The sequence below is a fragment of the Microbulbifer maximicatervae (SeqCode) genome, assembly GCF_052467505.1.
Map to the genome: position 1 here is coordinate 3,016,970 of NZ_CP174313.1, position 12,890 is coordinate 3,029,859.

The window sequence follows — 12,890 nt, forward strand, 5'->3', positions numbered from 1 at the left end:
AGTGCGGCCTTTTTTGATCTTTGTTTAAGGACATCGTTAACTGGATGCAGAGCCCCGCTTCAGCATTGGCTCAATTAGATCCAGTGGCAACGGAAATACAATTGTAGAGCTGTTATTTGCGCCGGCAATATCAATCATGGTTTGCATATAGCGCAAAGTAATCGCGTTGGCATTTTTCGATAATTGATTCGCTGCCTCAGTCAGCTTTAAAGCCGCCTGCGCCTCCCCCTCTGCGTGTATAACTTTAGCCCGCCGCGCGCGCTCCGCCTCTGCCTGCTGTGCGATAGCCCGCACCATACTTTCATCAAGATCGATATGCTTAATCTCTACATTAGTAACTTTTACACCCCAGGCATCTGTTTGCTCATCGAGTATTTTTTGGATATCTACATTTAGCTTATCTCGCTCACATAACATCTCATCCAGCTCGTGCTTACCCAGTACCGAACGCAATGTAGTTTGCGCTAACTGGCTTACAGCCTCGTGATAGAATTCCACATTAATAATTGCAGACTGTGGATTAATTACCCGGTAATAAACCACTGCGTTGACTTTAACTGAGACATTATCCCTGCTGATAACATCCTGGGTGGGTACGTCCATCACTACAGTGCGCAGATCCACACGCTCCATAGTTTGAACAATGGGAATGATTATAATCAGTCCTGGCCCTTTCACTGTTTGAAAACGTCCCAGGAAAAATACCACCGCGCGCTCATACTCCCGCAAAATACGAATGGCATACATCAGTAGCAGTATGAGTGCGACTACCAGTATCCCAAAAAAATAACTGAGCATCATTGGACTCTCCTTAATCCCACCTTAACTGTTGAGCGCTGTCATTAGCTCAATTAATTACCCTACCTACTCCACCTCTACCCGTAAAACCATACCATGTTGGGCCACTACTCTAACTTTCTGCCCCACCTTCAGAGGCTGGTTACAGGTCGCCTGCCAAATCTCTCCATCGAGATGCACCAAGATCTCTGCGCCTTTAACTTCGCTTACCACTGCAGAGCGTCCCACAAAAGCCTGGTCTGCCGAGACTTTCGGCTGGCGTAAACTACGTCCAACAGCGGTCAGTAGCATCAATAAAAAGACACCACTTACACCGGCAATAGCCCCAATCAGCTGTTTGGAAACCTGCATTCCCGGCACATCACTATCAATAAGCATTACAGAGCCAATCACCAATGCAATAATTCCGCCGATCCCCAAGGCGCCGAAACTCGGCATAAAAACCTCTGCCACAATCAGCAATGCGCCAACAATAATTAATGCAAGACCAGCGTAATTAATCGGTAAAACTTGCAAGGCATAAAATGCCAGCAACAGGCAGATAACACCAACAATCCCGGGAACAAAAGCACCGGGGCTATAGCCCTCAAAAATAAGCCCGTAAATACCCACCAATAACAAAATATAGGCCACTTGAGGATTGGTAATCAGTGCCAGCAATTCATTGCGCCAATCCGGCTCGTAACTTTCACTTTGCAGCTCGGCAATATTCTCCGGAATCGTATAATCGCCGGTATCGAGTAATACTTTTCGACCGGCAACCTGGCGTAATAAATCATCATCATTATCCGCAACAATATCGATAACATTCATTTTTAATGCTTCTGGAGCCGTCAGGGTCGCTGCTTCGCGTACAGCTTTTTCCGCCCAGTCTGCATTGCGCCCATGGCGCTGTGCCAACCCTCGGATAAACGCGACAGAGTCATTAACGACTTTGCGCTCCATGGCTGTTCCAGCAAGCGGTTTTTCTTTTTCTCCATCCTCACTGTCTTCCGCCTTTTCTTTTTTCTCTTCCTCCTGCTTTCCCCCCGGCATAGGTGTGCCCTGAGGTCCGCCAATCTGCACTGGCGTAGCCGCTCCCAAGGTGGTAGCAGGAGCCATAGCGGCGATCTGGCTGGCATAGAGAATATAAGTTCCCGCACTGGCAGCGCGTGCGCCGGAGGGGTAAACGTAGGTGGCAATAGGAATTGGAGACGCAAGGATATGCTGGATGATATCCCGCGAGGCCGCATCCAACCCCCCAGGAGTATCCAGGTGCAGAATCACCAACTCTGCGCCCTGGTCCGCAGCCTCCTGCGTAGCCCGCTTGAAATAATCAGTCGTCGCGGGACCTATGGCGCCATCAATTTTGAGTATGGCTACATGGGGAAAGGGCTCTTCCTGGGCGGCACTTTTGCACACAAAAAAGCTGAGCAGCAGCGCCAGGAAAACCAGGCTGCGAAAGAACAAAACGGGCGAATTCTGCTTCGACATGCATCCATCCCTGATGCGACATCTGGCTCAACGCCAATATTTGGATATTGAGTGCCACAGCGAACAAGCAAAATCACTTTAGCATTCACGACACCCTAAACCGGAAACAAAAACCCCGGCTAATTCCATCAGATTAACAGAATTAGCCGGGGCCTTGTTTATTTCCACCGGGATTTACGCCCAGTTGAGTAGTTTTATACCCGATTGCGTCGGCTATACCAGTTCACATCGCGGGAATATTTATCTACCTGATTCTCAACACCCAGCAACATGGCAAACAGAGCCATACGCACCAGTAAGCCATTGTCGGTCTGGCGGAAAATCGCCAGGCTCGGATGTTCATTCAGGTCGGTATCCAGTTCATTCGCCTCTGCCCGTGAATCCCGTGGCAGGGGGTGCATAATTACCGTGTTAGGCTCTGCGTGGCGGGTAAAAATAGCCTTATTCAGGCGGAAGCGCCCACGGTAGCGGTTGGCCTCTTCCTGAGAGGCGAAACGCTCTTCCTGGATACGGGTGGAGTAAACAATATCCACATGGGAGATGGAGGATTCCAACTGATCGGTAACTGTCACCTCGTGCCCCGCCCCGCGCAGCATCTCCACAATCATTTCCGGCATGGCCAGTTCCGGTGGAGAAACCAGGGTAATCTGCACCTTGCCAAACAAACACAGCAGTTTGCACAGGGAATGCACCGTGCGGCCGTGCTTGAGGTCGCCGATCATGGCGATACGAAAATCATCCAGGGTGCGACCGTGCGCAGCCAGTTCCTTGCGAATGGTGTAGAGGTCCAACAGTGCCTGGGTGGGGTGTTCATTGGCGCCGTCGCCGCCATTGACCACCGGCACACGACTCGCTTCAGCAAACTCAGCCACCGACCCTTCTTTTGGGTGGCGCATACAAATCACGTCGCTATAGCCCGATAGCACTCGGGCGGTGTCGTAAAGGGATTCGCCCTTTGCCATAGCGCTGGCAGTAATTCCTACCGTTTCACGTACAGTACCGCCCAACAGATTAAAGGCGGCTCCAAAACTCAGGCGAGTACGAGTGCTCGGCTCCATAAACATATTGCCGAGAATCGCCCCTTCCAATACACGCGTTACCTTTTCACGCTGTGCATAGGGGGTCATGGCGTCAGCTACATCAAATACGCGCTCTATGTCGGCGCGCTCAAATTGGCTGACCGACAGAATATTGGCTCCGATAAAGTCCATGGTTACTCCAGTGGTTGCGCCTTGTGGGCGCCGGGTATTCGCGAGCGGCATTCTACTCGGGCACCAGGAAAGAGCCCAGTGGAAGAACAGCCGCTGACGTGATTCGACACATTAGGCGAGTAAGCTATCGCCCCAGTTCTCCAGCTCTGTAATCAGGGAAATGCGCTCCGGGTGCTGCACCCGCAGCTCAGACAGCTGGCGGAAGTAATCTTCCAGGGTGATTGAGGCCCCGGCAGTAGCGTCAGTTAAGCGCTGGAAACACCAGATCTGCCAGCGCTGGTGCTCTTCCTCAGACAGGGTCTCGGGGAAATTGCGCGCCCGCATACGGAATAGCAGCTCGGGTAGGCGCTTATCGGTGAAAGGCACTTCACCCGCCAAAGCTTCCGGACCTCGGGCCGCCAGTCCACGGTGCAGTTCACGGCAGATATCGCGGTCAGAGTCGCTGAGGAATCCACCGTAAAGGTCCGCTTCCACATCTCTCTCAGGGAATTCCCGATCCAGGAATACGTTGTGCAGCTTTTCCGTCAAATCGATATCTTTGAGCTTCTGCCAGTTCGCCTCACAGGTTGTGCGATCGATACCCAGCTCTGCGGCGCGCTTGTCATCCAGCATATTTGCCGGCGCCAATACCGGGCACTTGTTCAAATGCACCAGTTTCAGCCCTACCGGCAACTCGCCCTCACCCAGCTTGTCGCGAGAGGTGTATAGGCGCTCTCGCAGAGTGTCTGCATCCAGGCTGAGTAATGGCTCGGGGTCCATCGCCAGGTTGGCAACAATAACCGCATTGCGGTTGACCGGGTGACTGGCCAAGGGCATCACATAGGTCAAGTGACCATGATTAGCAGAGACCTTGCCGGAAATATGCAATAGCGGACGGCGCTCGCGCATATCGATCATCTTGGCGGCTTCCTGCTTGCGACGCAGGCGGAACACATAATCGTACAGCTTTGGTTGCTGTTTGCGGATCAGCCTCGCCATATCAATGGTGGCGTGCACATCCGACAGCGCATCGTGGGCGCCCTCGTGGGAGATCCCATTGGCAGCGGTCAATTCTTCCAGGCGGAAGGACGGCGCACCGTCCTCACGGGTGGGCCACTGGATTCCCTCTGGGCGCAGGGCGTAGGTGAGGCGCACCATGTCAATAATGTCCCAACGGCCGTTGCCGGAGCGCCATTCCCGCTCATAGGGATCGAGCAGATTGCGATAAAGGGTGTAGCGAGTTACCTCGTCATCAAAACGCAAACTGTTGTAGCCCACCCCACAGGTGCCCGGCGCACCCAGTTCGGCGAGGATGCGCTGGATAAACTCTATTTCCGGCACTCCATTGGCCAGGGCTTTCTGCGGGCTAATGCCAGTCACCAGGCTCGCCATCGGCTGTGGCAGGCAATCCACTGAAGGGCGACAGTAAATCATCAATGGCTCGCCGACGATATTCAGTTCTTCGTCGGTCCTGATACCGGCAAACTGCGCCGGCTTGTCGGCACCCGGGTCTGTACCCCAGGTTTCATAATCGTGCCAATAAAGTGTGGTAGAACTCACGGTACCTCCATAATTTGGCGGCATCATACCACCGAGAACCTCCTCGTCTGGACACCCAAGTCGAGATTTCGAGCACTCCGGACCAACTCCTTTGCCAACGCTGGTTGCAAAGCCGCCACCGCCCATTAAAATTCGGCGTTTCCACGAATTTAAGACAGCACTTCACTCTATGAATATTCGCCAGCTCCTCACCGACAAATTCCAGGCCGCCATGCTCGCCGCCGGTATCCCCGAAGAATGCGGCCCGATTGTGGCACCTGCGAAGAAAGCCGGATTTGGCGACTACCAGGCCAATGGCGCTATGGGCGCTGCCAAGCGTATGGGCACCAACCCGCGTGAGCTGGCTGGCAAGATCCTTGAGCAGCTGGATAAGGGCGATATGATCGAAAAGGTCGAGATCGCAGGCCCCGGTTTCTTGAATATTCACTTGAGCGAACAGTGGCTGAGCCAGCAGCTATTGGCCGCCCAAGGCGACAAGCGCCTGAATATCGCCTCGGTTGAAGAGCCCAAGACCGTAGTCATCGACTATTCCCATCCCAACCTGGCCAAAGAAATGCACGTAGGCCACCTGCGCACCACCATTATCGGTGATGCCCTGGCACGCCTGTTGGAGTTCCAAGGTCACAAAGTAGTTCGCCAAAATCATATGGGCGACTGGGGCACCCAATTCGGCATGTTGCTGGCACACCTTTCCGACAAGCTGGCAGACAGTGATGCAGAAGTGGCACTGGCCGATCTGGAAGTCTTCTACCGCGAAGCCAAGGTTCGCTTTGATGACGAAGAAGGCTTTGCCGATCGCGCCCGTGAATACGTTGTAAAACTGCAAGGCGGAGATGAGCAGTGCCTGAAACTGTGGAAGCAGTTTATTGATATCTCTATCAGCCACTGCGAAGAAATCTACTCCAAGCTGAATGTCACCCTCAAACAGGAAGACGTTTACGCTGAAAGCCAGTACAACGATGATCTGCCGGTGCTGGTAAAAGAGCTGTTGGATAATGGAATCGCTGTTGAAGACCAGGGCGCGATCGTTGTTTTCCTGGAAGAGATGGCCGATAAGGAAGGCAACCCCAGCCCGATGATTATCCAGAAGAAAGGCGGCGGCTACCTGTATGCCACCACCGACCTGGCCGCTATCCGCTACCGTGCCAACCAACTCAGTGCCGACCGTATCCTATATGTTGTTGATGCTCGCCAATCCCTGCACCTACAACAGGCCTTTGTCGCCTCGCGCAAAGCGAGCTTCCTGCCGGAGTCGGTTTCTCTAGAGCATTGCGCTTTTGGCACCATGATGGGCGACGATGGCAAACCATTTAAAACCCGCACCGGCGGCACCGTAAAACTGGCAGCCCTCCTGGATGAAGCAGTAGAGCGTGCAGAGAAACTGGTGGCTGAGAAAAACCCGGAGCTGGATGAAAAAACCTGTGCAGAAATCGCGCGCAAGGTGGGCATCGGCGCGGTGAAATATGCGGACCTAAGCAAGACCCGCACTAACGATTACATCTTCAGCTGGGAATCCATGCTGAGCTTTGAGGGCAATACCGCCCCCTACCTACAGTATGCTTACACCCGCGTACGCAGTATTTTCCGTAAAGCCGGTATTGAGCCGAGCGAACTCAAGGGCGATATCCAACTGGAAAGCCCGCAGGAACGCGCCCTGGCAATTAAACTAAGCCAATTTGGCGAAGTACTGGACCAGGTAGCCAAAGATACCTTCCCGCACGTACTCTGCACCTACTTGTACGAACTGGCCAGCGCCTATATGAGCTTCTACGAAGCCTGCCCAGTATTGAAAGAAGGCGTAAGTGAACAGCAGAAGCACAGCCGCCTGCAATTATGTAATCTAGTGGCCAGCACTATCGCTACTGGCCTCGACCTGCTTGGCATTGAAGTGATGGAGCAGATGTAAATTGCTCCAGCCCGGTATCACCTTCTGTAACTTTTCAGATAGGCAAACCGGGCAGCACCCGGGTAGGCGGCCTTCAGTTGTGGCCTACCCAACCATCCTGCGCCATCTTTTATCCCACTCAGGCCACACGTTTCCCGCCAGCCTGACAAAAGGAAATCACCCGTGAAAATACTGATTACCGGCGCCTCCGGCCTATTGGGGCGCAGTGTATTTAAACAGCTTTCCAGCAATCCGGTTTTTTCTGTTACCGGTACCGCCTTTTCCCGCGCGGGAGAAAATTTAATTCGCCTGGACTTGTCCGATAGCGAAGCGGTGAAGGCCTGCCTGCAACAGGTTAATCCCGATATTGTGATTCACTGCGCCGCCGAGCGCTGGCCTGATCGCTGCGCCGACAGCCCCAACACCGCCTGGCAGCTCAATGTCAGCAGCACGGAATTCCTGGCGAAATACTGTAACGAAAACGATACACAATTAGTGTATATCAGCACCGACTATGTTTTTGATGGCAGCACCCCGCCCTACAAAGCTGATGACAATCCCAACCCGGTTAACTTCTATGGCCGCAGTAAATTGGCAGGGGAAGAGGCGGTACTGAATAACGGCAATCACTGGGTATTGAGGTTGCCCTGGTTATTCGGGCCTGTTGCCTATCTGGAGGAATCCGGTATCACCGCCCTACTGGATACTTTGCGCAAGCAAAAGCCAGTCACGCTGGATCACTGGGCTATTCGTTTTCCCACCAGTGTTGAGGAAGTGGCCGAAGTATTGGAGCAATGCCTACTAAAAATCCGTAATGGCATCAATTTTGAAGGCATTTACCAGTGGAGTGGCGATACGGCCTGCACACGCTACGAGCTCGCACACATTATCGCCAAGGCTTGTAACCTGAATACTGCACACCTGAGCGCTGATAGTGAACCCAATTTCACAGTGCCACGCCCTTACAATTGCCAGTTGGATAAATCAAAACTGACAGATATGGGGATTAACAGTAGCGAGCCCCTGGAGCAACAGCTATTACGAAATTTAAAGCCATTTATTGAAGGCTGATTTAAATAGCTTTCAGACAAAGCGCTACAGGGAAGTATCGCTGCCGGCCATGTTCCGGCTCACACCTGTGTAATACCGTTAACTCATACAACAAACGGTGCTACGAGGTGGCAATCGAGTAGATCAGGGAGGAGCTATTGGATTGCCGAGTAAAACCACTCGAATATTTAGGGAAGGATAAATGAAATTAAAACACTGGTTCTCTGCAGGAGCTCTGGTACTGGGCAGCCTAACCACATTGGCTTCTTGCAATGCGGATAGCGGACCTCACAGCAAGAAACCACACCAGGCCATCAAGACCGAAAACGCCCAACCCATTATCTGGATTGGCGACTTCAATAACTTTGACGATGCCGTAGCACTGATGCTAATCGCCAAAGACCCACGCTATACCCTGGAACTGGCTGTCGTTGAGGACTCTTTCAATACTGTAGCGCACGGGGCCAACACTGTTTACAACATCCTCGAATGGCTGGGAAATAATGATACCCAGGTTATTCGCGGAGCCTATTTTGCCACAGAGGAAGTCGCCTACGGCGCAAACGGCAAAGCTTCAGTATCTCCGGTAAATGACGATAAGGCCGTTCTCGGCAGAGAAGACTATCAACTACCCAACTCCTCCGATTTCTCCACCGGTACCTGGAACCTGGAGCGCCGCAACGCCATGGGTATTAATCTCTACGGCCAGTATGTACCCGGCCCCTGGCGTGACAACGGCTCCACCTTGTATGGAACTGACCACCTAATCCCGCGCGCAAAACAGGAGCACTACCGCTACCAAGGTAACAATGGTGTCTCCTTCAATTTTGAGCTGGCCGAAGACATTATCCTGGAAACGATGGATAACCTGGAGCAACGCCCAGTAGTTTTCAACACCGGTAAACTCACCACCCTGGCCCGGGCACTTGGCAAAGCCAACGAAGAGCAGCTGGCTAAAATTGACCGCGTTATTATGATGGGTGGTGGCTTTGAGAATTATGAGCCGTTTACCCAGAATCACGAAGCAGCCTGCTTTGGCGATAAATCTAGAAATCTGGGCGGTAATATTTTCTCCCACCCCAGCTTTGGCTGTGACAGCGACTTCAGTACCCATCAGGAATTCAATATTCTGCTCGACCCACTGAGCGCACAATGGGCCTTCGACGCCCTGAGTAAAAATCGTATTGAAACCTATCTGGTTCCGACCAACTCAACCGATATGGCCAAAGTACAAGGCAGCACCATCGAAGCCCTCGCAGAGCGCCGCGCAACTCCGGAAGCCTGCTACACCTCCCAACTCCTCAGTTCCATTCGTGAATTTGAGGGTGGGGATTTCCAGGGTAATGGTGACTTCGCCTTGGATGCCGTTATTCGCCTGTGGGACATTATTGCTGCCTTGGTACTACTGGAGCCTGAAACCTTGGAAATGGAATTAGTGCCCGGCTATATCACCGTCGATCAACTAGATGCGGGCCTAACCGACAGCACAACACCTTATGATCCGATTACCTTTGACCCAACAGTAGGAAAGACTACTTTTGCTGAGACCGGTGAGGGCTTGGCAGTAAATGTAGTTATGGGTATTAACCACGATGCTGCGCGCTCAGCGATGATTGAGCGCTTGCGCGATCGCTTTAATGCTGCACGGAAAGGGCCTAGATGTAAATCCAACTAAGTAAATTTAGATAGCAGTTAACACAATAGAACCTTTAACCTTTACAAAAACCGAACAAATGGTAAAGGTTCTTACTTCACTTATTGAAGATCAGTAAGCTACCATTCTCGCTTCCCAAATTAACATTCTGTATATCGACATCACCCTCTCTATACAACTTGAGAAAATATTATGATGCACAACTAGTTACACCTGCGCCACAAATCACTGATAAAGCTTGAATGAAAAAACTAAGCCTATACTCTATAGTCACCTTGCGGACCACCTGCCTTTAGCAGAATAAAAGTACCAATTTAATTCATTTTACAGGATGCAAGCTTGAAAAGCTTTACTGTATACGGAAACTGCCAAACCCAACCCCTAGCAAACATATTACAAGAAAATAAATCATTTTCTGAGATTTATAGGTATATCCCTATAAAGCCAGCACAGACTCTCGGCAAGGATGACTATAAATCTATACTGTCAAAAATAGAAAGTATTGACCTGTTTATACATCAACCTGTCGCAACTACCAATAATAGACCCAAAGAGCTGTCTAGCGATCACTTGCTTAAAAAATTAAAGCCAAACGCATTGAGAGTTTCCTTTCCCTCGATTTACTTTGATGGATATTTCCCACACCTTCAGACCTTTAAAGGCATGATAGCTGAATTGAATTTAGTTCATGATTATTTTATAGCCTATCTATTTGCGAAGGGCTATAGTGAAAAACATACTTTTGAAGTAATCAATGATAGCAATTTGTACACGCCAAATACCTCCAAACAACCAGTTTCAAATTCCCTTAACAACCTCACTGCTCGAGAAACATCCGAGGACCTCGACATAAGAATCTCAAGATATATAGAGAAAAACTATAGAAAGCAAAAGCTATTCAATCAATTCAATCACCCTCGAAGACCTGTGTTCAGATATATCGCCGAGAATATTTTAAAGAAAATTAAGATACAAGATACCTTTATTCCTGAAACTGGGGCAACGACTCTCGACGGAATTATTACCCCAATATATCAAAGCACCTACAACAATTTAAAACTTGAATTTTCTGAGGACTTCCATCATTACAGATCCCAAAATCACGACCGCATCCACCAGAATGATATAATTTCATGTCTATTTAGGTTTTATAGAACATTAGATTCCAAAATGATCGAGGAACACGTTAAGAAATCAAAACCCTTCATTCCCGAAGCAGTTGATGGGCTCCAAAGCCACATATAAAAACTTAAATTTTGAAGCCAATCCACATAACAATTTCAAGCGAGGCCAACTAGCTATAGGCTGGTTGGCCTCCACAAAGCAAGTCTGAAACTCTAGAAGCCCCCATACTATCTAGCCACCTCCTAAAGAATATTACCAGATCGAATTCATCAATTAGTAAAACAATGCAATTCAACTTATCACCCAACCACCCTATCGCTTAAAAAAAATGTCAGGAATATGCCTAATCACCCCCCCTACTCTGCTACGAGCATTCATCGCTCTTCCTTACAGAAACCGCGCGGGACTCTTAAGAGCACTAAGCTTGACTTCACCACAAAGGAACTAATCGACCACCAGTATACAAACACTAGTATTAAACAAATTTCTGAATGAGCGAAACCTAAAAGAGCATGAAAAAGCGGTCGACCGCTCAATAATTTATCACTGAGACAGCAGCAAAGCTCATTCCAGAGCGTGTTTATATTGCAAAACCACTAATGATTATCAACCTACAAACCCTAGCAAAAACTGGATCGCCTAGAGCATTCAACGGACCACATTCAATTAGGCTACTTAGTGGGCCCCTACAATAACTCATCAAAAAACTAGCAAATCAAGTTCATTGTTTCTCTATAAAAACACATGATCAACTACAATATTCTCCACATAAATCACTCTGAAAAAACCCTTTACCGAACCACCACTTAAAAAGCAATTAACTAGACCAACATATACATCAATCAAGCTGCAGAGCAATGAAAAAATCAAGCTTATTTTTTCTTGTTTGACTACATTTTAGAATTTTAAAATCATGCATACCCAGCTTTCGCGCCCCCTCAATACAATCCACAATAGAGTCTGGGGTGAAAAGATTCACATGGCAATCATGATAACCTTTAAGGGCTCTATCAAAGGTATCGTAGGATTGTTTAACCGTAAAAGTTCTCGGAACTTTAACTCTATAGTTCGAATAGTCCGCCCACAATCGAGCCGCCTTTACATTTTTATGATAATAACGCTGATCAAAAGCATGCCTTGGAGCTGGCCTATCTCGATCCAACACATAGTTTTCTACTAGCTCTCCCAGCCCAGTCCAAGGACGCTCAACATCAAAACAGTATCGACAATCAGGCACTATAGAAAATATAATCCCACCTGAATTCAAAACTTTGGAAGCATCATTCAGCCAGCCCAAAAAATTTGGCAAGTGCTCCAACACATGAGATGTAAATATATAATCAAATGATCTATCTACCACTTCACTTAACTTTCTACCTTTTAAAACATAATCCAACTCGACAACCTTATCTGGACTTCTATTTTTATTATTTTTAATTTTATTTTTCAGCTGAATCTCATCAAAATAATCCACATAGAAAACCCTGTTGTCAGCCTTCTTTATAAAGGGTTTATCCAGAGGCCCAACCTCCAGACCGACCTTTTCCTGAGGAATAACAATTTTCAAAAATTCATCAGCATAGGAAACCTGCATTATGCGCTTTCTTCCAAGCAAGCCATTCCCAATTAACATTTTTTACTCCTTTAAAATTCACCCACCCAAAATACACACACAGATAAAAACATAAATATCCCAACCAAAAATGGGCTCTAAACAGCACATTTTTTGAGTATACCCCTCCCCCTTATCAATTGCTAGAACCAAACATAACGCCCCACCCCATGATGTCGAAATTACAATTAATAAATAACTTACTACCAACTATTCACTAGTTTAAATATAAGTCCTCAATAATACGAGAGCCTTGCTGCCAAACGATACCAAGATACTGAAAAGTAAATCGCTAAAAAATAGCGACTAGCAAGAAAACACCAAAGATAGAGTGGAACAGATAACTCCGAAATCTTTATTAGTTAATTTGTATCAGATGGATAGATAAAAATCTATACTCTGTTGGAATAAGTACAACAAAGCGCCACCTATAATTATTGCGTACGAAGCGCACTTAAAGTTAATATTGAAACGAAAAATAAATGGTAAAAATTATCGCTCAAAGTGTCTATTGATCATACGATACGCACCAAAGATAAAGTC

9 protein-coding genes are annotated in these 12,890 nt (G+C 48.6%); 4 read left to right on the forward strand and 5 right to left on the reverse strand.

Annotation, left to right across the window (positions count from 1 at the left end; all coding sequences use genetic code 11):
- Positions 1–36: 36 nt before the first annotated feature.
- From ACJJIN_RS13455 to sbcB, 4 genes are all read right to left on the reverse strand, one after another.
- Complete coding sequence (locus ACJJIN_RS13455; protein ID WP_413664548.1) at positions 37–801, reverse strand: slipin family protein; 765 nt, start codon at positions 799–801, stop codon at positions 37–39.
- A 63-nt stretch (positions 802–864) separates the two neighbouring features.
- Complete coding sequence (locus ACJJIN_RS13460) at positions 865–2,271, reverse strand: NfeD family protein (protein WP_444895056.1); 1,407 nt, start codon at positions 2,269–2,271, stop codon at positions 865–867.
- Between the two features lie 194 nt (positions 2,272–2,465).
- Positions 2,466–3,482, reverse strand: a complete 1,017-nt coding sequence (locus tag ACJJIN_RS13465) for an aspartate carbamoyltransferase (protein ID WP_413664546.1) — start codon at positions 3,480–3,482, stop codon at positions 2,466–2,468.
- A gap of 111 nt (positions 3,483–3,593) precedes the next feature.
- Positions 3,594–5,048, reverse strand: coding sequence for an exodeoxyribonuclease I (sbcB, locus tag ACJJIN_RS13470; protein ID WP_444895057.1), 1,455 nt, complete (start codon positions 5,046–5,048; stop codon positions 3,594–3,596).
- Positions 5,049–5,190: 142 nt separating this feature from the next.
- Between sbcB and argS the strand changes: the two genes are divergently transcribed.
- The 4 genes from argS (at position 5,191) to ACJJIN_RS13490 (ending at position 10,855) form a co-directional block, all read left to right on the forward strand.
- Complete coding sequence (gene argS / locus ACJJIN_RS13475) at positions 5,191–6,927, forward strand: arginine--tRNA ligase (RefSeq protein WP_444895058.1); 1,737 nt, start codon at positions 5,191–5,193, stop codon at positions 6,925–6,927.
- 162 nt (positions 6,928–7,089) lie between these two features.
- Positions 7,090–7,977: a dTDP-4-dehydrorhamnose reductase family protein gene (locus ACJJIN_RS13480; RefSeq protein ID WP_444895059.1), complete on the forward strand. Its 888-nt coding sequence runs from the start codon at positions 7,090–7,092 to the stop codon at positions 7,975–7,977.
- A gap of 181 nt (positions 7,978–8,158) precedes the next feature.
- Positions 8,159–9,631, forward strand: a complete 1,473-nt coding sequence (locus ACJJIN_RS13485) for a nucleoside hydrolase (RefSeq protein ID WP_444895060.1) — start codon at positions 8,159–8,161, stop codon at positions 9,629–9,631.
- Positions 9,632–9,949: 318 nt separating this feature from the next.
- Positions 9,950–10,855 carry a WcbI family polysaccharide biosynthesis putative acetyltransferase gene (locus tag ACJJIN_RS13490; protein ID WP_444895061.1) on the forward strand — a complete coding sequence of 302 codons (906 nt, stop codon included), beginning with the start codon at positions 9,950–9,952 and terminating at the stop codon, positions 10,853–10,855.
- Positions 10,856–11,573: 718 nt separating this feature from the next.
- Here ACJJIN_RS13490 and ACJJIN_RS13495 read toward each other — a convergent pair.
- Positions 11,574–12,368 (reverse strand): methyltransferase domain-containing protein, encoded by a 795-nt coding sequence (locus ACJJIN_RS13495; protein WP_444895062.1) that lies wholly within the window; start codon positions 12,366–12,368, stop codon positions 11,574–11,576.
- Positions 12,369–12,890 lie beyond the last annotated feature (522 nt).